This is a genomic window from Dehalococcoides mccartyi (assembly GCF_001889305.1).
GTDB lineage: Bacteria > Chloroflexota > Dehalococcoidia > Dehalococcoidales > Dehalococcoidaceae > Dehalococcoides > Dehalococcoides mccartyi_A.
In genome coordinates this window covers 270,054-291,313 of record NZ_CP013074.1, presented here as the reverse complement: position 1 = coordinate 291,313, position 21,260 = coordinate 270,054, and the positions used below count along the sequence as shown (strand labels likewise).

The following is a 21,260-nucleotide window of genomic DNA, read 5'->3' as shown; positions in this document are numbered from 1 at the left end:
ATCATGGTACATCAGAATTTACTGTCAGAAACCAGTATGATTACCAGAAGCCAATCTGCTGAACTTGAAAAAGCCATTCGCGGTATCCTTCCTTCGGAGACAGTGAAGCTGATTGATCTGGTTGACCAGATGTTTGATGACTACAGGCAAGGGCTTATCCACCACAATGATATCCGCAGACTTATCGGGATAATCCATAATAAAGCTGAAAAAGCCCAAACCATAACCCGCAATTGTGCCCCCGTAGCCATATTCAACCCTGTCTCCTTTATCCCGCCGGGTATCAGCCTGCTTGAAGCATATCTGAAACTGAATGGGTTTACGCCGGTGGTGCTGGGGCTTGATGAACAAACCATCAGCAAAATAGCAAACCGGATTTTCCCCACAGTGGTTATCAGCCTGACCCTGTTTCACCACATTGATAAACTGGCCAAACTGAAACCCTGTTTTGAAGCCGCCGGCCTGAATGTCATCACCGGGGGTGTACCATTTGTATATCAAAATCAGAATAAACAGAGGCTCTCTTTCTGTTCTTTCCCCGAATCATTCCGTGAGCTTATCTGCAAACTTAGCGAGGACTTGTCAAATGAAAACCGAAAATAACAAGGTTGGGGTAGTGACTTGCGTAAGCATGAGCAACTTTGTTAAAAACTGGGCTCTGCACAGGAATCTGGACGTCCGCATTTACCCCATAACCAACTCCTGCTTCTACAGCGTAAAAATAGAGATGCTATCCTATTATATTGAACGGGCAATCCTGGAAAACGGATACTGCATTTTAAACTACGGTATGTGCAATGAATCTATCACCGAGCTTAAAAACCACTATGCCGAAAGATTATCTGTGGTAGAGCTAGATAACTGTTACGAAGCAGCCATAGGCACCGCCATCTACCATGAGCGTGTAGAACAGGGACATATTTTCCGCAATCCCACCACCATGTCCTGCTGGCACAGTATGCCCGCACTAGAAGTTATGCAACCGGTGAAAGCAGGCATCTACCCTGCCCCGATAACATTTATTCTGGAAAACGGCGAAGAAGAAAAAGCTGCCAGTTATGTAAACAACCTTAAGAACAACACTGCACTCGAGTATTCGGTTGAGGTACTGCACCCCCAACCCCACTTCTTGGAAGATAAACTGGACCAGGCCTATGCCAAAATACAGCTTGCCAGTGAAGAAGAAGACGAAACCTCCCGCCAGCTGATTTTCCCGTTCTCTTTCCACAACTCAGATGAATACCTGTATATTCTGGACAAACATGACAAAATAATATTCAGCCCCTATGTTGCTCTGGCAACTCCCAACCAGATATGCCAAAGGCTGCTGCAGCTTATTGTAAACCGCCAAGCAGATATCAATTTTCAGGTAAAAGATTTTGATTCCCTGCTAAAACACCGAGGGTTGTATCTGGATAAATGCAAACGCTTTGCTAACCGTTCGTCCTTGACCACCGAATATGAAATTATCCAGAATAATAAATCCACCTGGATAAAAGAAACCCTGTGGGTGTCTTATGACGATAATTGCTCTATATCCAATATCTGCGGGCGGATGGAAGATATCACCGAGGTGAAAATCTCTGAAAAATCCATAGCTGAAAGCTATACTAAAGAATGCCTGCTGAGGCAGGCCCTGCAGGACGAAACCAAGAAAAGGCAGGCCCACCTTAAGGCTCTGGTACATGAAATAAGAACCCCCCTCACCCCTCTGCTTGCTGCCAGTGACGCATTGGTAAATGTCTCTGAGAAAGGCACTGAACTTTATAATCTGGCCAGCAGTATCCGCGAAGGAGCAGAAACCTTGAACAGCCGAATTCACGATTTGATTGAACTTGAGCGCGGTAAAATAGGCATGCTGAAACTGAAAATGGCTAACTACTCCATTGAGGATATCATGGACGAGTTGCAGCTGCGTTATATGCCTATTTTTCTAAAACAGCATAAAAGCCTGGTCTTCGGCAATGAAACACCTAACTCCGAAATATACTGTGACAAAGAGCGTTTGCTGCAGATACTGACCAACCTGATAGACAACGCCCTGAAATATACCAAACAGGATGACAGTGTATTGGTTTCCGCCTGGATAGAAAATGGATTTCTGCGCTTTAGCGTAAGCGACAGCGGGGCGGGTGTACCTGCCTGCCTGATTCCTGACCTATTTACAGAATACGGCAAACTCAGCGGCGGGCATAACCTCAGCGGACTCGGATTAGGCCTGCCTATTGCCAAACTTTATGTTGAGGCCCATGGAGGCAGTATTATCTATAATCCGGCAAAACCCAAAGGCAGTGAATTCTCTTTTACCATACCGGTTAAAGGTCTGTCTCAAAAAGAAAATCATGCTTCAGGATAGCGAATGAACATTCTACTAGTTGAGGACAATGATGCCGCCGCTTCAACCATAAGCTCTATTTTAAGGCTGTCTTATCATGACGCCAAAATCACCATCTGCCATACCGGCTATGAAGCATTGGAAAGCATAAACTCCGACAAAGCAGACCTGATACTGCTGGATTTGGGGCTGCCGGATATGAACGGGCTGAAAGTTCTGGATGAGATACGCCCCATCACCGGTGCACCCATTATTGTGGTCACAGCCTGTGAAGACGAAGAAAATGTATTAAAAGCTCTGGAACAAGGGGCTGACGAATACATTATCAAACCGTTCCGCCACCTCGAATTTCTGGCCAGAGTCAAAAAAGCCCTATCCAAAAATACCAGCCAAAACACGGCTATAATCAAATGCGGTGACCTTACCATAGATTGCGCCAAACACGAACTTACTTTCCGAAATGACAAGGCACTACTGACCAGAGTGGAAACCATGATTATGAGCCTGCTGCTGCAGAAAAATGGACAGATAGTAGACTACCGTGACATATCGGATACACTGTGGGGACATGCCTACCCAGGTTCAGATGAAAGTATACGGGTTTATGTATCCCGTTTGCGTATCAAGATAGAAAAAAACCTTAAGACCGGTTGCATTATTAAAAACGAAGCCGGGATAGGATACCGGTTGTCTTTTACCGAATAACTTCCGAAGGGCTGAGCTGTCACCCTTGCTCAGCCAAAAATCTGCTCCTTAACCGGTTCTTCCCACACGTTCATATACCAGTAAACAGGGAATTGGATATATGCTCAAGAAAAATGTCATCATTTTATAAACAGGTAATTTTCTTCTAGTTTTCATATCTAATCTCATTCAAGTTCTTATTTTGGCCTTGGTATTTTATAGTTACATGTATTCCACATCTATCCCTGTTCATTATTAGCCAGCTGCGGCTTCAACCACTTCGCCCAGTTCTTATTGGGGGAGATTGTTCACAGAAATATTGGCCTTCCTCTGAAGATCCCCCGAAGGATCTTTTAATGCGTTACAAATTGCCGGATATCTGTCTTTTCTGCCTAACCGAGCACCGATCTCACTGGCGACAATAATAACTTGTTTTTTGCCTTGAATACGGGCTGGATCGAAGAATTCCCGCATGACAGTTTAAATTACTCTAGGCTTGATATTTACCCATACACTTCCAATTAATTTTTTATGACTAGCAAACCTAAAGCTCTATTTTACTAATTCTCGTTTTAGTTTCTCCCAATTCCTAGCAGTAGGCCAAAAATACAGAAGTATCAGGGGACCAAATACCAAAGGACCTACTGTTAAGATGAATGTATCACGGCTTGCTGCTTGCATAAATCCCAGCAGTATTAAAGTTATAACCAAAGCTAACCTAAACAGGAATGCGGTATATATAGATTTATCATTGGTATTATCAAGGTTCATTTTAACCAGAATATTAGGTATTCTTTCGGCTGTAATAAGAAACATGAATATAAATAGGTAACTATACCCTTTTAACAGGTAGTAAGCTAAATAAAAGTCTGTTATACTGGTGGCGATGCTTAAAATATTGCAATCAATATTACGGCTTATTGCTCTTGTCTTCGCTCTCAACATCTTATTCGCTCATATTCAATCTATCTGGTATAAACAATCCAGTAACGGATGGTGTAATGCTATCTCTAGCGAATTGGGAGAGGCGTGGATACCTATGCTAATTTCAATTCTTGTAATGATAATCTTTATTATAAGTGAAATACTAACCATAAGAGCAGAGAAAAAAGAGAGAAAAGAACATAAAAACGAACTGAAAGAGATTTACAAATTAATGAATGAGATTCGTATATCTCTTGAATCTTTAAATAGAAGAACGTTTAAGCAGAGAGGTTCACAATGGAAAAGAAAAAACTGGATACACAAACGAAGAGAACCGAGAAAGAGACAATTGAGAATACGGTAACACGAGAGGAATTCTTTGACTTATTATATAAGTCCTCTCAACCTATCAAACCAGCTTCTCTAGAAAAGACTGGAACATCGGAGTCTCATCGTTCCGATGATTATAGCGAAAAGAGTACTCATTCACATAGGATTGAAGGTACTTAGGGCTGACAGCGTGATAAACACCATCAATGCCACGCTTCATAAGCGACCAGAAACCCTCAATTGTATTGGTATGAGCCAATCCATCAACCCACTGCTCTCTGCCATGGTTGACAACACGATGTTTATAGCCGAGTTTAGACACGTTATTGTAGCTTCTGAACTCATCAGTATAGATAGTGCTTTCAAGGGCCACGTTTTGAGCTATAAATGGTGTGATGGCCTTGCTGGATACATCGGGGGATACACTGGCAATAATCTTGCCATGTCTTTGTGCGATGCCGATTACAGGAGTTTTACCTTCCGCACCACGTCCACGAGTGCCAGAGTGTTTACCGCCTATATAAGTTTCGTCAGCCTCTACTTCACCCTTTACTGTTCCACAGTTTTCATCAAGCAGAGAGCGGATTTGTTTAAACATACGCCACGCTGTTTTATAGGTAACACCAGTTTCACGCTGGATTTGCTTAGCGGAAATACCGCATCTGGTAGAAGCCATACGGTACATGACCTGAAACCAAACTTTAAGCGGAGTGCTGGATTTATGAAAAATAGTGCCAGCAGTGGGGTAAACTTGGCTACCGCAAATATCACAGGAATAGCTGGAGCGGGCTTTAATCCTATGATGCTTGGTTACCTTATCGCATTTAGGACAATACACGCCTTCGGGATAGCGTATATTAAAGAGCCAATCCATACAAGCATCATCGCTGGGAAAGTCACGTTCAAAATCTTTAGTAGTATATTTTTCCATTGCCTTGCTCCTTTATGTGTAAGACAATCTTATCATATATACTACCTGTTGTCAAGGGATAATTACCTATAAATATATTTGTTATTAAAATGAAAGTTGACTGGACATTGTCATCAAGTTTCAGGATGGGGAAACCTCTGATTTGGTAAAGTAAAAACAGCGCGCTAAAAACTACCGGAATACAAGCTAGCACTAACCAATAAAACATCTTGGTGTAAAAATGTAAAGTTTTTGTTTTCATATTTAACCTGCATCTATACTATAATATCTAATACTTGCCCAATTATATAAATAATTATTCCAAAAGCTAAAACGTACAGCAAGGGTTTTTCTTCGTCTAAAGCCTGAGTGCTCTTTGGATTCTTTAGCCTATATACGACACATAGGATACCCAAACAACCGAAAATAATTCCACCAATTGGGCTCATAATATACTCCCCTCTATGGACCTATAAGACCCGGAATATAAAAATGCTCTATGTGAAATAGCCTCTCAACACCCTCATATATTAATTGCTGCAAATGCTATAAAACCAGTTATGGCTATCATATTGTTTTACTATTTAAACAAACTACCCAAGATTATCTAGTGAAAGGTTAATGACAAATAAGACCATTCAATAGCTAAAGTATATAACCTTCGGCAAATTCTGACCAAAACTCAATCTGTTTTATATAACCGGTTTGAAGGTCCCATTTACGGGACCTATCAAATTCAATCTCCAAATAATCTCCCAGATTTCTACCGTAATAAATAATATCTGTCTGATATACCGAAAACACCGGATTACCTGCCTCGCAAGGCGTGTCTGGTATATAACGATGAGAACAAATCGGAATCAACTTAGGCATCTTATCCAGTGCTTTTTTAACAATTTCACATGCTTTTTCATGTGATTGCGGTTTTTTACCCCATTCCGGCAGCCAGAATTCATCATTCTCCACATCAAAACACATGCTATCATAAGGCCAGTCTAACTTACCTCTAATACTTTTTTCAGAATCAGACCGCCAATTTATAAAATCATCTGAAACCGGCAAACCAAGAGACAGGAATTCCCTCAAATCCGGCGGAAATTTAAAATCGTATTTCTGCTCTATTAGAACTGTCTCTTCTTCTGATAACCCTTCTTCAAAAATTACACCCTTTTGTTCAAGAAAATTTTTATAATATTGGGTTTTCATAATCCACCCCTAAGCATTTATCGTATTCTGCGAAATATCTTATAATGTATATCAGTATACAAATAAGAACCACTTTTGCCAATAAATAGCCCAAAAATCAACCCGGATAACCCTAGATACTTATAGCCATGCAACCCATAGCTTACAACAAGTTGCCACCAGTAAGTTTAACGATATTGTTTTGGACGGGAAAAGAACACTGGTTGAAAAATAAGCACGTATTGATAATAGCTATCACAGTCGGCAAACTCATACACTAGAATAGTGCCCTAAATCTTTAGGGCAACACACGCTGAGTTTATATAAATAACGAATAGCAATGCTCAGTTTGTTGCTCTGGTATTAGATAACCTCTTGGGCAACTTTCTACTGGGTCAAGTCTTCAGTATAATTATTATGCATCTCTATTAGCGTATTATTTTACTTTAAGCGTATCATCAATTCCCCTGATTTCACCCGTGCACTGTAATATCTATATTTGAGGATCAATAATACGATATTACTTAGTGCTGCCATGGAAGTAAAGAACAGTAGAAGTATTAGTGTATAATTCTGGCTATTAATCTCGTTAAAAATATATATTGCCACATAAAAGGCTACTATGTATCCTCCAGGTATATATCCGTAAGGTATATCTTTTTTGCTCTTTTTTACAGTCTTGCGTTTTTCAAAGAACCTAATAGCAATCAATAATGTTAATAAATCCAGAATCACATATAACAATATAACCAATATACATAGGAAAAAATCCAGCTCATAAAATGATCTTAACCGAATTGCCAGAATAATAGAAGCCACAAACATGATAAAAGGCATTATAGAGAGGGCAACTATCTCCTCTTTGTAATCATACATAGTTTTGGTTGTAAGTTTAATGTCATCTTCAACCATATATGCAAGATAGCTATCTAATAAGTCTTTAAGTTTTAATCTCATAAAGCTTTATCCACAAATCAATTGGGCATTATTTCATAATAAAAAGCGCCCTTAACGTTTTAAGACAAGTATTATATGCATTGTATAGGATTTTACTACCTTTTCTCCGGACTCTGTTGTTTCTGACTTCAATTTACGTAATCTACACATAGCCATAATAATACATAATAACGCAAGTATCAGATATTTATATCCCATTATGGACTATATTGGTACTATATTACGCAAATATGCTTAGTCATAGTTTACTCTGCATTTGGCACACTTTAAACCATTTGGACCAAAAATAGCAGCTGTCTACATAAATATTGCCGATAAAAGCACTTCGCCCAAATTCCTGATGCATTGATATTATTCTGACTGACTAAAAAGCGACCGGCAGAAAAAGTTTAGTGCCAAATTAGTGCCACCAATAAAAACAGCCTCCATGAACCTAAATCATGGAGGCTGTTTTACGTTTAAAAAATGGTGGGCGGTACTGTACAATACGCAGAACTAAAACCTTCGAATTTATCGTCAATCTGAAAAGTTAACATCAATATAATGGCTCATGAGTTGGTGTCAGTCTTTCAACAAAGCCTTGAAAGCAGCAATATTCGTAGGGTCATTTTCAGATTGGGATCTCCATTGTTGCATTAGATCTTTCCAAGCAGACGTATTTTGTAGTTCAGTGAATACTTTTTTGGGGAGATGTCCTTTGAGATCATTGAGATCGTAACAAACAAGTTGATGCCCGTGCTCCCTGTTGCCCGGGGAGATATGGTCAACAGCTGCATATAGGGGATGACATCCCTGTCCGTTTATTTTGGGGGTTCCCCAGGTTTTGTCGAATATCATCAGTGCACCAGATAATGCGCAGCGTCCTTCCTGTTTTATGATAAGTTTTTGGAGCTCAGAAGAACTTAATCCTTGCTTTGCTCTCTGCGCCCATACTTTTTGAACATCTGATAAGCTATAACTCTTATCAGACTTCTCTGTACTGGAATTAGTTTCCGATCTAGCTTTCAGTTCTGCTTTGGCCGATTCGGATAGAGCATTCCAGAGTCTAATCGCCATCTCTTCATCACCATCATCTAAAGCTGCTTGTATATTAACCTGGATCACAAAATCTCGAGTCTTTGGATCGGACAACAGATTATCAAGCATTGCGTTATGAGCTTGGTTCCACAATGGGTCTTTTTTCGACCATTCCTCCCACTTTATGGATGGGATCTCCGCGTAGACCTTCTCTTTTCCTTCTGCATCAACTCCATAAATAATCGTATCACCATGCGTCTCGGGTTCCTTGTTTCCTTTCTTTGGAAAAGACATTTTTACTGACCAACGTGTCACACGAATTATAGGAGATTCTTGTTTCTGGATTCCTTCCACAACTTTTTCTCCAATTAACTATTATGAATTGTGCTGATTTCAATAGTATCAGCTTTTTTATTATTCTCATCAAATTCCTAAATCTCGAGGTCCACCAAGGGGACGATATCTAGAACTCCCCGGGCATCAAAACAGACTGTTCAGGGAGAGTCTTTTCAATAACCTTTCCATGGCCTTTCCAGAACTGCAAACCCCATTAGCATCATATCCTATCCAGGACCAGCTGCATATGTTTATTACATCGAATAATCTTCGTCAACTAAGTTAGGCAGTCTTGACGATTTGCGTTATTCAGGCTCACCATTTATCCATATCATCTTTTCGTCGTCATGTGGGACCATCTGTTGTACTTCAGGGAACAAGCTTGTATTTATTATTTTTTGTGCAAAGGGATTATGGTAGATGTGTATTTGATGAACGTGGTTGTCTTCAAGCCATTTAAAACGATAGAAGAGTACTGCTGACACTTGTTCATGACGATGTGTCCCATCTTGCATTGACGTAAAGAATCCGTTAGGTTTTCGACTCTCCGTAACAGCACCTCTCCCTTTTGTGGGAACCAGAAATACTCTGTCCCCAAAAAGAGCATCAACTTCATCTCTAGTTTTAACCGGGAACTCACCTTTGCCATAGACAGCTATAAGAAAGGGCACGTCGATGTCACCGTACTTGCCTGCTTTTTGTTCTAGAGCATCACGAATTCGTCTGCCAATAGCTAGCGTATGCACGCCTGAGACCGTTCCGCCAACGCCTCCTGCTTCATCTGGTTCAGAACCCGTGGGAAGGATGACTACTTTGAGTGAGTATGGCGTTTTCAGATGCACGTCCCTTAGGTCAAACTCCAAAACCTCGTCTGCTAGGGTTTTTGCGTGTTGTTCAACTATATTTCGGATTTTCTTGGTGGGAAGGCTTGTAGGAAGGTCGGATAATGGCTGAATAATGATGTATCTTGATAAATTGTTAGTCAGATTATCAGCCAGTTGTCTTAATCTCTGAGTCTGTTGTGCGGTACTCTTCTCTTCTAGAACCGCTTTCGCTTCCACAAGGATGCAATCTTCGCCGTGGCTGACCCTGAAGTCAGGTTTGTTCGGGCTTCCAAGCATGTCCGGTTCAATGTCTATGTGCCAACCGTTGCTTCTAAAGTAATGGTGGAGATACAGCTCAAGTCGAACAGAAAAGTGGGGGTGGTCCAGTCCGCTTTTAAGCCTTTCCTCCCATGCAGACCGGTTGGGCTCTGGTACTTCAGCAAGCCATGATAGGAACTCCTGTTTCGCCACCACGAGTGGTGGGTCATCGTGCACAGTCAGGTTCTTCCATCCTCTTATGTCCCACATTCTGTCTTCTCTATTTGACCCTACGAAACCTTTGTCGCGTCAACTATAGACATAATATCAGTAAGGATGTTAAAGGACAACGCAGAAAACTTTTGAATTTGGTCCCCACTTGTTGTATGCTCTACTCAATGAATAACGACAGCAGACGTAACAAATATGATACTAAGGATTCCCTTGAATTAGGCGACAAAGCTGAACTTGTCTTCAGGCGATTGGCTGAAAAGCGCGGTTGGGAATTAACCGAGGCTTCTTTTGATTGTAATGTCAATGAGCATTGGGACTTCTTGATGCAGAGGGGTAGCGATAATTTTAAGATTGACGTTAAAGCGATGAAAAGACTCAACCGAGGTGATTTAGACGTTCAGGATAGATGGATATGGATAGAGTTGCATGGGGTTAGGTCTCAAGATCAAGGATGGCTTTATCATGGCAAAGCCGATCTCATAAGTTTCGAGAAAATGACTTCGTTCGTGATCGTCAAGCGTACTGACCTGATAGAGTTAGTTGAACGACTAGTTGATAACAAAACCCTTGTACATAGTTCCCGAGAAGCGAAATATCGTGTCTATAATCGACCGGGACGCCCAGATAGGATAACGCTTATTGAGACAGATACACTAAATCCAATTAAATGGGATGAATGGGATAAAAGACTATACCCAAAGGAATCTAAAAATGGAACATAAAACAATTGGTGAACTCATTATGGCGTACTTCAAGTCACACCCGAAACAAGATTTGAACCACGCACCCGTAGTGGACTGGGTTGAAGAACAATATATGTCTATGTATGGCAAAAAACCTCGTGATATATGGAGAAATATTAGGAGTTTATACCAGCAAGGTCAACTAATTCAGGTCAGAAAAGGGGTATATAGATACGATCCCAATTACGTCCACGATGTAGATTTATATGACTTTCCAGCAGATGTTAAAGAAGAAATATTTAAGCGCGATCACTACAGATGTGTTGTCTGCGGACTGGGTAGAGAAAATGGGGTGGAAATTTGTGCCGACCATAAAAGAGCTAAGGACAAGGGTGGGACTAATACTGCAGAGAATGGACAGACGCTTTGCACACAGCATAATCTATTAAAGAAGCGGTATTCCATGACCGAGGCAGGGAAGAGGTTCTTTATTAAGATGTATGAAGACGCCGTCCGGACTGATGACGAAAACATGATTGAATTCTGCTCAAGTATATTTAACCTATATGACCAATACGGCATCGATTCCCAGATACAAAGACCAGATTAATTGGGAGAATGATATGGGAGGTTTTGTTTGCCAAGTATCAGATACCGACTGGCCAATATCTAGGGTAAAGGGTATATACGGTAATAGAAAGAACAAGCCGGATTCCACAACCCAATTACGTCCTCAGGACCAATTGTCTGTAATAAGAGACTTGATTGCAGTTCGCCCTGGCGATCTCATATTCTTTCACGTGATCGGTAAGGAATTTGGGATATCTGGCTTACACGGACCATATACACCTAGCTCAAATCCATTTTATGATAACTCTCCCGTATGGAAGAACCAAAAAGAAGTCTTTCCTTTTAGGTTTTTATTCAAACCTTACCCTGGCTACGAGGCTATTTGCGACGCCGACATGTCAGTAAGAGTCTCAGACATTTATCAAGCGATAGAAGCTCACCAAATTTGGTCTCTTGCTACTCTTGAAAACGAACGCAATATTGAAAGAAGGGCTGTAAGAAAAATCTCCTTCTCCGATGCACAGACTATCCTGAACATTTTCCTACGTGAATTCAGATTAAGCGGTCACAAAGTTTCATCGAGTGTTATATCACCTGTTCCTGCAAATATTATTCCCATGAGGACACAGGTTGGTAATGTAGGAAGATATGAGAATGCAGTAAAAGCCCTCTTGATGGATAAATTGGCGGATTTGCATCCTTCTCTTACAGCAATATTCCCAAATTACGTCGATTATATGAATGAAACATTCGTTGCTCCAACAACGCGAAAATTGATGGATGTCCTTGTAGTATCGACAATAAATGAAGACGACCGCCACTATTACATCATTGAAGCAAAGAATTCGAATTTCAAGCTGGGGGAACTACGGCAACTTATGTTGTATATAGATCTATTCAGACAAAGAGCCATTTTCCATCCTGGCAAAGATAAGATCTCAGCGTGTGCTCTTGCAGCTAAATTCGCACCTGATACGGTAAAATTCAGGAACATGCATAATACTTTTTCACCCTACGACCCAGTAATCTTGATAGAATACAAGTCTGCTGGTCAATCCAAAGATGCTCTGTTTGCTGAGTTACCTGGTACTGTATCACTGCCTCAGAATCCTTCCATAACACCAATACCTTGGGGAACTCCATCGCCGATAAAAGACATAATCGCAAATGTTACTTACGGACTCCCATGCTGTCCCAATAATGGCTATGTCTCTCGTAACCTTATCAAACAACCAACCAATAGCAGCTTTATTATCGAAGAGAAGAATACGTTGACTAGTCGGGTGATCTCGCTATGCTATGCTTTTGTATGGGATCAGGTTTTTTCTACTTCAACGTTTCACGATTTTATGAAAATATTGTACGAGGAAGTAGCTCCTATCACTTCTTACAATTTCAGAGCAATAAACCCAGTAATAATCTCCCGCGGGTATGAACCGTTGACGCTCAACTATATTGCTAGTTACAACGACCTATCTGTGCGTAGACCGATATTGGTCTACGATTGGTAGCTTCCATGATATAGCGACAAGATTAACATTGTTATCTCTAACAATAAAAAATGCCGGGGCGGCGAATTCGCCGCCCCGGCATCGGTTTAAATGTATTTCGCAGACGATTAAGCTAAGACTAGGTTAATATTGACTCAAAATTGTATTGATTAAGTTTTGCTTCTGTTAAAAGCCTGTGATGTGCGAGTTTGCAATAACCTTCGTCAATTTCGATACCGATTCCTTTTCTTCCAGCCAGAGCACTAGCAATTAAAGTGCTTCCGCTTCCAGCAAATGGGTCAAGGACTACATCACCCACGAAACTGAATAATTTAATGCACCTCATGGGAAGTTCTAGAGGAAATGGTGCTGGGTGCCCTATCCGTTTCTTGCTTTCGCCACCAAAAGTCCAAACCCCGTTTGTCCATGCCATGAAATCCTCTTTTGTAATATCGGATTCACAGCTTCCGCTGGTCTTCTTCCAGCGTTCCTTATATAAAATTACTATCATTTCTACAGGTGCAATGATAAAAGGCGCTGAAGCACTACGGAATGAGCCCCAAGCGGTGCGCCTTGAGATATTCTGCTCATTCCAAACGACAGTAGTATGGTATTTCCATCCTACCTTTTTGGCAATCGTAGTGAGATCAGCATACACACTCTGCTGACCGCCCTTATTCTTGTCCAGGGGAATATTCAGACACAACCTTCCATCTTCCTTTACAAACTCATAGCATCTGCCCAACCATTTTTCAGAGAATTCCAAATATATTTCGTAAGACATCTTATCGTCGTGGGAATTATATTTTATGTCGACGTTGTATGGTGGTGAAGTGACGATGAGGTCTATAGTATTTCCCGGAATTTCTTTAGTGGTCAAGACATCGTCTTTATAAATTGATATGCTTTCAGTCTTAAAATATTCGCTCATTTTATGTTGCTGCCTTTTGTTACTTAATTTCGTTCTCATTATACCCTTTAATCCATTCATTAGGAAAGCTTGGCATCAGCACCTTAAGGTGCTGATGCCAAGCCAGTGAAGAGTTACAGCCCTCTCGATTGCTACCTTTAAAATCTACTTAGAACTCAAACAATGCTGGCTGTTCCGCCTTTCTCTTGGTCACTTCCTCTTCTTTTTGTTGTCGTCTTTCTGCTCGTTCTGATTCTTGCCTCGCTGTGGTACGCCGCCGATATAGCCATTCCTTCAGCCGGTTCAAGTCAGCCGTTTGCTGGCTTGTGAGCGATTCTACCCGAATATCATCAGGCATTTTATTCTTCTGCCACCGACTGTAAGTTTTACCTGCCACATAGAGGTAAATCTGGCTCCAGTCGCTATCCATCGGCGTAGTCAGCGAAGCCGTATTGAGATAGGCACAGGCTTCTGCATCGGTGCCCGTAGGCTGCTCCCCCTTAGTCTCCTTCATGTTTTCAGTCAACCTCTCCAGTGTAATGGCGTTCTTTAGCCATCCGGGGAGGCTATCTCCCCAGCCTCCTGGGTAGACGACAATCGGGTCGGTTAATGTCCCGACAAGATCATCTATCATCGAGTCAGCATTTTTAGACATGGTAACCCTCCTTTATTCGTATTTGTTGTATGTTGATTGGCTAATACTCATCAGGAAAGAGAATGGTGGTTGCACTCCGGTCAGCTTCGGTGATTATCCAGATGTTCGCCACCCCGTTCTTAGAGAAACGATCATCGTTGTAAGCCGAGAGTAAACGGGTGCCTTCTTTGAGCGCCTCGCAGTTGCTCTGCTTATCCTCGTCATCCACATCTCCCCAATCTCCCTTGACGTGGCGATTAAGGGATTTCTGGACAAATTTGGCGAAGTCGGAGTTCTCACACGCGAGGTCATAAACCCCTCTCGTGGCCACAATCTGGCCGGTGTTAAAAACAGCGTTGATAACGAATAGTGTATTCATCGTATTTCTCCTTTTTAGGGCATACTAACCCCTTCAATTACCGGTATCGCTGGCATTAGCTCACCAAACTGAGCTGTTTGCCGCTGTTTACCTTCTGTCGTTCTGCCTCTACCGTTCCCCCTGGTATAGATTCACGGACAGAGCTAATCGCAGAACGGACATTTCCCGGATGTGGTTGCTGGTTCCATGGCGATATTCCGCCGGTAACCCGCTCGATTTCGCCAATGAGACGAGACAGGTGCTGGTCAATGTATCCTGGCAGGTTCGGGATTTTCCGCGCTTCAGTTGCTACGAGTCTCGCCTGTTCCAATGGTTCGATAGCTTGGCTGACGTATTCCTCGACCATGTCCATAGCCTCACTAACCATCAGAGCATTCCACTTGATAGGCATAGATTCACCTCCTTTTATTCAGTTTTTAGGCATAGTTACCCCTGCAAGAATGGGTAATGTGCGGCTGTCTAACTCTTGAGAGCCATATTGATGGCTTCCTTGACGACATCAGACCAGCACTCCAGTCCCCATTCCACGCCCTTCTTAACCTGGGCGAGTATGTCATCGGTTATCGCTTCTTCAGGGATACCCATCTCCCTGGCGCAATCAACGACATCCACCTTGCTGAGGACAAAGATAGTGTCCGTATCCGCCATAGTCGTCTTCCTCCTTTCTTTATGAATTACGAATAAATATCTGGGAGTACCTACTCACTTTGGTTGTGGTTCGTACTGTGCAGCTGTCCCTGTGGACTTCCAAAAAGTACGCAACCTCCGGTGCTGTCCCTGCCATCGAGGGCTTACGTCTATCGAGGTCTGCCTCTGCCATCGGGCATCGGTGCTCCCTGCCCTTTTAACTACGAAAAAAGGGGTATCCGTTCCCACGCATTGGGGAAACGAATACCCCTAAAAAAGCAAAAAAGCGGGGTCTCCCCCGCTTTCCTGCGTTGGCTGTTTTCTGAGTTCAAGCGTTCAGTTCAGGCTTATGCTACGGCGACTGGTTCTCTTGCCTTGCTTCGCTTCCGCTTCGGCTTCTCGGCTTTGGTAATTGCTTCGGCTTCGGCTACAGCATTGGCTTTCTCGGCTTCGCTTACCATTTCGGCTTCTGGCTCGGTTGGCTCTGTATCCTCGGTGGTTTCGGTTTCTGCCTTGACTGGCTCGGCGGTCTGTGCCTCACCTTTCGGCTTCTGACTTTCACCAGCAAACATCGGCATTACCACAAGCTCATAGTCGGGACTGGTAAAAAGCATTGGAGACTGGCTATTGACCAGCTTTAGCTCTACCATCCCGCCACAAGCTCTTAAGGCGTCAGCAAGGTAACTGCCATCCAGTCTTATCTTGCCATCGCCCTGTGTATCGGCGGGTATCTCTGCCATTCCCTTATCATCGGGACTGGACATTGTGAGCTTGCCGTTGCCGATTGTGAGGTCTATCGGGTATGCCTTGCTATCGGACAGGACTTTGAGTGAGCTTACCGCCCTGATTGCCTCGTTAGTGTCAAAGCTAACAAAGGTGTTGAAGTCGGCGGGTATCAGCTTCTCGTATTCGGGAAAGTTCCCATCAGCCCCCCGCCATTTATAGCGGATTAGCTCCGTGTCCAGAACAAGGCTCATTCCGTCAAGGCTTTCCCCGCTTTTCTCAAAGCCCACCCTCACCCTGTATGCCCTTCGCAGGGCACTAATTACCCCCCTTAGCTCATCCCGATTTATCAGGACTTGCCCCTCATCACCGTCAAAGTCCAACTTCACCATCGCCAGCCTGTAACCATCGGCGCTTACCATCGTGAGCTTGCCGTCTGCCACCTTAAAGAGGACACACTGTAAAACTGGTCTGTTATCCTCTTTAGCGGTGAACGGCACTACTCTTGACAGTGCTTCCGATAGCTCCAGTGCTCCGAGGTTAGGCTTGACAGTATTTGATGGGCTTACCCTGACATCGCAGAGTGTTAGAGGTGTTTTATCACCTACCCAAGCCATATCGTCAAGGTAACTGGTATTAGCTCCGCAGACCACCTTCAGTCTTTTATCGGCAACCCGCAACCCGCTGGCATTGCCGTTAGACGAGGGAACGACTTTAACGACATTACTCCCGCCTAATGACTTAATGTAGGTAAGAAAGCCTTTACGCCCTATCGTGAAGTCCATAAGCACTACCCTTTCGGCTAGTGCTCTTGATAGAGCGTTTACCAGTATCGCCTTGTGAGCACAAAAGCCCTCACCTGAACGCTTGCCCTCAATATTCAATTGTTCTATTGGAACACCCCCTTTTGACTATCCGACAGTGGGCAAGGCTATCGGCTTCATCTAGTAGTAAGCTACCGATAACCCGCAATTCGCTGGCATTATCGGTGCTCCCACTATATATATTGGTAAAGAGGGTGAAAACCTTACCCCGCAACAAGTATTTTTTGTTCCCGTTTCCGCCACTTGCAAAGGTATTTCATTTCAGCACCAGTTAGCGGTATGCCGTCAACCCTCTTGTGAGCTATATAGACAAGTCTGTTTGGAAAGCTGAGTAAGAAAGTTCGGGCGTCTAGCCAAGCTCCAATGTCAATCGCCTTATCATCGGCTATGGTATCCCCAAGCTCGGTGACGTTGCCTTTTTCATCGGTTATCGGCTTATTTAGGCTTTCAATCTTTACAGCTTTCGGACACTGGGAATAAAGATAGTCTGCTTTGCATTTCGCTCTTTGTTTCTGGCTACAGCTACCACAATCAAGCCCATTGGTGAGTTTGTATTGCTTTCGCCAGTATTGAGCGACCATACAACTTGCGATACGGCACATCATCGCTTCACTAAACGGTTTGTTGCCGTCTCTGGCTCTGGTCAAAGCCAATTCAAGTATGATACTATGTCGGATGTCTTCCCTATCCTGTGTAGGCACTTTGTGTTCAAACCTTTGGGCGGTGCGAAACCATTGTGCCCATTCGCCGTTAAGTCGGTCATAGGATAGGGAATTATCGTCTTGCGGACAGCATAAAGTAGTTACCACGCTTAAACCCCCTTTTTATTCGGGCAAGCGTTCAGGTCAAGGTCTTTGTCCTCTGTATTCTGTTGTTAATGTGCTTCATGTTTTGTGTGTATTTAGCTTCATTTTCCAACAAAAATACATAAGGTAAAATTTCAAGAACTAGCTATATAACCGTCCCCTATCCACTCGAGTGAGGCAAACGTTTCACAAATAATTTCACGCTTAGAAGGGAAAGGGACAGATAGATCGCAGATTGTTATAATAGACATAAAACCGAGAAGCACAAAATGATAAAAACGATGATTTCTCATGCTGAAGAAGATGATGCTTTCGTAGACTACTTGTACGAAAAGCTGGAAAGAGCAAAGCTTGGTCTTGATATCTTCGTTGACCACAAGAGAAACAAGACTGGCGACAAAGCTCAGAATATGATTGACGAGGCAAAGCGATCGGTCGTGTTCATCCCTATCTTTTCAAAACAATGGCAAGGCAGTGAATTCCTTCGAAACGAATTGGCTGCAGCTCAAGGTAGTCTTAATACGAATATCTTCCCAATCAAGCTTGACTTGAACTTCAGCGATCTGTCTGCTGGAATCAAGATCGAATTTAAGACTCCAGACAAAGTAGATGGTCTAATTTGCACCGATTTTTCAGATAAACACCGATGGGAATTGGGTACACAGGATCTACTCAAAGCAATCCAAGACAAATTGATTCAACTCAATATATTCCAGAAGGATGAATTCTTTTACCATGACGTTGAGCATATAGACAAAATTATCGCACGCGAAAATCCGTCCCCTTCTGAAATTAAAATCATGATTGATGTCTTCCTTTTAAAAGATGGTTATCAGCACTATTTTTTTTCAAGGTTGAAACAGCTGAATTGGCTGGCTTTTCTCAAGCTTTACGGCTTCTTTGACCGTAATCCATGGCCTGTTGAGGTTGAAAATCAACCTGGAAGCTATACTATGCCTCGCTGGAGCGTTCTCGATTATCTGGAATGGTGCTCTACTCAGATCACGGAAAATGAAAACTCCGCTTTCGGTGAAGCTTTAATGGATATTGTTCGTTCTGTTTCAAAGTATCGTGATCCAAACGGTAAGAGGAATGATAATTACATTACGGACTGGGTATTCATCAAAATCATGGCAAACCTCCCTGATCAGTTCCTTACTATCGAAGATGTTGATCTGGTCGCAACATATTTGGAATCCCGCTGGAAAAGTACTCTTATCGGACCAGAAATCGGCAGCAAATTATTACCTGCCATCCTAAGACGTGGTCAAATAGAAAAATCACTTAAGCTTTTTAATATCGCTACTTCCGTGAAGTGGGTTAATGAAGTCGGAGATTCCTCGCCTGATTCGATTATTGATGTTTATTGGCTTAATGACCTTTTCGAACGGAATATCGGAAGCTTAGCAAGTGCCTGTCCTTTGGAGGCTGCCGAAATACTTATAAACCGAATACAGGAGATAATTGAACGCAAGCCATCAGAATTCAATATATTTGAGGTTGCTGCTATTGAAGATCACTCTCAGGATGATCTTCATAAAGGAAGGCTTCCAAACGTTATAGTCAGAGGCACTCGAGATTTGCTGAATGCTTCAGTGACCAGAGATAAAGAATCTGCTCTTAATATGCTAGCTGGATTATTTAAGAGAGAGCATCCGATATTCCGGCGCCTTGCTTTTTCTGTTATTTCGATGAACTGGCAGGTATGTTCTCCATTATACAAATTGTTGGCTAATCGTCGCATGTTTAATGACTACAACATTAAGCATGAGGTATATGTCTTTCTGAAGCAGAATTTTAGCGCTTTCCCGCAAGAGGAAAAGGATAGGGTTATCGATTGGATTGAATCAGGTCCGGAGAAAGAGGACAAAGAAGATGTAGAGGGAAAACGGCAAGCATACTGGAAACAGGGATGGCTCTCCGCTGTTGCCCCATCGGGTTATCCAAAGGCACAAGAATTATATGAAAAGTATAAGACTCTGACCAACATTGAACCTGATCATCCGGATTTCAGCTCTTGGATGGAGATGGGATGGGGGCCTGACCTCAGTCCGATATCGGTAGACATTCTAGTCCAAAAGAATAACTCCGATATCGCGAATTATCTTTCTTCTTATAAACAATCGGGAATAACATGGAAAGGCCCTTCGAGAGAAGGATTACAGGGAGCTCTTTCCGAAGCTGTTAGGACTCACGCTGAAAAGTTCTACGTTGATCTCCATCCGTTTACCCAGGTGCCTATCGACTACCAATACCGAATTATTGGTGGCTTCCGAAAGGCATGGGAAGAAAAAACTGACCTTGATTGGGAGAAGATAATTTCCTTCTGTACCCAGATAGTCATGCCCAATGAATTCTGGGTAAAATCCGAACAGAACGGAGAAAGCAATCTCCGAGACATAATAGTTTCGGAGATTGCAGACATCATAACCGATGGAACGAGAGATGATAGCAGGGCTTTCCCTCAGAATCTATTGCCACAGGCTGAGGAGTTACTCCTATTCTTGTTGATTAAGGTAGAATCTAAGTTAGAAAGACCTGATGATCTACTTTTTGAAGTGCTTAATTCAGCTAAAGGGCGCGTTCTAACAGCCTTAATTAACTACTCTTTACGTGTTGCAAGGTTGAGTAATCAAAGCACTACTACAAAGTGGTCAGGAAAAGTTAAGGATGAGTTTACCAAACGCCTTGACCGAACCATTGAACCTGATCCGAGATTCTCACTGACACTTGGAAGATATCTGCCAAATCTCTACTACTTAGACAAGCAATGGGTTGAAAGCAACATTAACCTAATATTACCGAAAAACATAGAAGAGCATTGGCAAGCAACCATGGAAGGGTATCTTTTGCATGGAAAAGTGTATTCCACTATTTATGACCTATTGAGAAGCAACGAACACTACCAAAAGGCAGTTGAAACTACCTTTCGTGACAAAGAAGCGAGAAAGCATCTCATACAGCACCTCAGTATTGGGTACTTGCTGGAAAAGGAGGAAATCGACGATCAAGCAAGCCCATTCCATGCTTGTTTAGCTCCTTGGAACACTGAAAGTCTAACTGAAATCATCTGGTTTTTCTGGATTCAAAGAGAGCACCTCGTTGATAAGGATACTCAAGAAATTCAAACCGACCAGCAGGATATAGTTAAGAGACAAACGGCTAGGATTTTAAAATTTTGGAGATATATCTACGATATTCTAAAGGGCAAAAATACCCTAACGGAAAGTGAAAAAAAGCTCGCATCGGATCTTTGCAGGCTGACTTGTTATATCAAAGTTCTTGATCCCGATACATTTGAAATGATTATATTTTCAGCAAAATTCGCAGATAAGAATTTCAACAGCTCCTTCTTCATTGAATACCTTTTGAGATTGTGTGACACGAGTCCGTCTCAAGTAGGTGAGGTATACATCGCGATGCTTGATAGCTCAACCCCAGTATTTGATCAAAAAATTATCAGGGCTACAGTGACCAAGCTTTATGAGTCAGGACAAGTTGATGCCGCCAACAAGATAAGTAATATTTATGGTGGACGGAACATAGAATTTCTTCGCGATATTTATGAGCAATACAACTCATGAAGTCAAGAGATTTTTCAAATTTATGCGCTGAGATTT

19 protein-coding genes are annotated in these 21,260 nt (G+C 42.4%); 7 read left to right on the top strand and 12 right to left on the bottom strand.

From position 1 onward, the window contains the following. The first annotated feature begins 36 nt into the window (after nt 1-36). The 3 genes from ASJ33_RS01605 to ASJ33_RS01595 are packed head-to-tail and all read left to right on the top strand — an operon-like array spanning nt 37 to nt 3,040. A complete protein-coding gene (locus tag ASJ33_RS01605) occupies nt 37-603 on the top strand; it encodes a hypothetical protein (protein WP_236886616.1) in 567 nt (188 codons plus the stop codon). Continuing rightward, the gene (locus ASJ33_RS01600; protein WP_148311289.1) at nt 587-2,356 is read left to right on the top strand and encodes a sensor histidine kinase; all 1,770 of its coding nucleotides are present in this window, start codon (nt 587-589) and stop codon (nt 2,354-2,356) included. Before ASJ33_RS01605 ends, ASJ33_RS01600 begins: the two co-directional genes overlap by 17 nt. Before the next feature lie 3 nt (nt 2,357-2,359). Further along, nucleotides 2,360-3,040 (top strand): response regulator transcription factor, encoded by a 681-nt coding sequence (locus ASJ33_RS01595; protein WP_012881514.1) that lies wholly within the window; start codon nt 2,360-2,362, stop codon nt 3,038-3,040. A gap of 1,312 nt (nt 3,041-4,352) precedes the next feature. Here the strand turns inward: ASJ33_RS01595 and ASJ33_RS01575 are convergent. The 5 genes from ASJ33_RS01575 to ASJ33_RS01550 form a co-directional block, all read right to left on the bottom strand. Next, a complete protein-coding gene (locus ASJ33_RS01575) occupies nt 4,353-5,147 on the bottom strand; it encodes an IS1595 family transposase (protein ID WP_158407976.1) in 795 nt (264 codons plus the stop codon). 681 nt (nt 5,148-5,828) lie between these two features. Continuing rightward, on the bottom strand, nt 5,829-6,389 hold the full coding sequence (locus ASJ33_RS01565; RefSeq protein WP_041330534.1) for a hypothetical protein: 561 nt from the start codon (nt 6,387-6,389) through the stop codon (nt 5,829-5,831). A 420-nt stretch (nt 6,390-6,809) separates the two neighbouring features. Beyond that, the gene (locus tag ASJ33_RS01560; RefSeq protein ID WP_236886615.1) at nt 6,810-7,325 is read right to left on the bottom strand and encodes a hypothetical protein; all 516 of its coding nucleotides are present in this window, start codon (nt 7,323-7,325) and stop codon (nt 6,810-6,812) included. A gap of 561 nt (nt 7,326-7,886) precedes the next feature. Further along, nucleotides 7,887-8,696: a hypothetical protein gene (locus ASJ33_RS01555; protein ID WP_072555556.1), complete on the bottom strand. Its 810-nt coding sequence runs from the start codon at nt 8,694-8,696 to the stop codon at nt 7,887-7,889. Between the two features lie 287 nt (nt 8,697-8,983). Beyond that, a complete protein-coding gene (locus ASJ33_RS01550; RefSeq protein ID WP_072555554.1) occupies nt 8,984-10,030 on the bottom strand; it encodes a hypothetical protein in 1,047 nt (348 codons plus the stop codon). A gap of 128 nt (nt 10,031-10,158) precedes the next feature. Here ASJ33_RS01550 and ASJ33_RS01545 point away from each other — a divergent pair, with 128 nt between their 5' ends. From ASJ33_RS01545 to ASJ33_RS01535, 3 genes are read left to right on the top strand one after another with little or no spacing between them, the layout of a single operon-like run. Next, a complete protein-coding gene (locus ASJ33_RS01545; protein ID WP_155760392.1) occupies nt 10,159-10,716 on the top strand; it encodes a hypothetical protein in 558 nt (185 codons plus the stop codon). Further along, nucleotides 10,706-11,287 (top strand): HNH endonuclease, encoded by a 582-nt coding sequence (locus ASJ33_RS08510; protein WP_072555550.1) that lies wholly within the window; start codon nt 10,706-10,708, stop codon nt 11,285-11,287. The genes ASJ33_RS01545 and ASJ33_RS08510 overlap by 11 nt, the downstream gene beginning before the upstream one ends. A 13-nt stretch (nt 11,288-11,300) precedes the next feature. Next, nucleotides 11,301-12,758 carry a hypothetical protein gene (locus ASJ33_RS01535; RefSeq protein WP_072555548.1) on the top strand — a complete coding sequence of 486 codons (1,458 nt, stop codon included), beginning with the start codon at nt 11,301-11,303 and terminating at the stop codon, nt 12,756-12,758. 118 nt (nt 12,759-12,876) lie between these two features. Here ASJ33_RS01535 and ASJ33_RS01530 read toward each other — a convergent pair whose 3' ends face one another. The 7 genes from ASJ33_RS01530 to ASJ33_RS01500 form a co-directional block, all read right to left on the bottom strand. Then, entirely contained in the window at nt 12,877-13,668 is a 792-nt protein-coding gene (locus tag ASJ33_RS01530; protein ID WP_072555834.1) for a DNA-methyltransferase, read from the bottom strand. Between the two features lie 148 nt (nt 13,669-13,816). Next, complete coding sequence (locus tag ASJ33_RS01525) at nt 13,817-14,302, bottom strand: hypothetical protein (protein WP_072555546.1); 486 nt, start codon at nt 14,300-14,302, stop codon at nt 13,817-13,819. Nucleotides 14,303-14,342: 40 nt separating this feature from the next. Further along, nucleotides 14,343-14,660, bottom strand: coding sequence for a hypothetical protein (locus tag ASJ33_RS01520; RefSeq protein ID WP_072555544.1), 318 nt, complete (start codon nt 14,658-14,660; stop codon nt 14,343-14,345). A gap of 55 nt (nt 14,661-14,715) precedes the next feature. Beyond that, nucleotides 14,716-15,051: a hypothetical protein gene (locus tag ASJ33_RS01515; protein ID WP_072555542.1), complete on the bottom strand. Its 336-nt coding sequence runs from the start codon at nt 15,049-15,051 to the stop codon at nt 14,716-14,718. Nucleotides 15,052-15,119: 68 nt separating this feature from the next. After that, nucleotides 15,120-15,308 (bottom strand): hypothetical protein, encoded by a 189-nt coding sequence (locus ASJ33_RS01510; protein WP_072555540.1) that lies wholly within the window; start codon nt 15,306-15,308, stop codon nt 15,120-15,122. A 326-nt stretch (nt 15,309-15,634) separates the two neighbouring features. After that, a complete protein-coding gene (locus tag ASJ33_RS01505; protein WP_072555538.1) occupies nt 15,635-16,894 on the bottom strand; it encodes a DNA polymerase III subunit beta in 1,260 nt (419 codons plus the stop codon). A 143-nt stretch (nt 16,895-17,037) separates the two neighbouring features. Then, complete coding sequence (locus ASJ33_RS01500) at nt 17,038-17,643, bottom strand: hypothetical protein (protein ID WP_072555536.1); 606 nt, start codon at nt 17,641-17,643, stop codon at nt 17,038-17,040. Nucleotides 17,644-17,909: 266 nt separating this feature from the next. On the opposite strand from ASJ33_RS01500, the gene ASJ33_RS01495 reads away from it, so the two are divergent. Beyond that, entirely contained in the window at nt 17,910-21,224 is a 3,315-nt protein-coding gene (locus ASJ33_RS01495) for a toll/interleukin-1 receptor domain-containing protein (RefSeq protein WP_072555533.1), read from the top strand. The last annotated feature ends 36 nt before the right edge of the window (nt 21,225-21,260 follow it).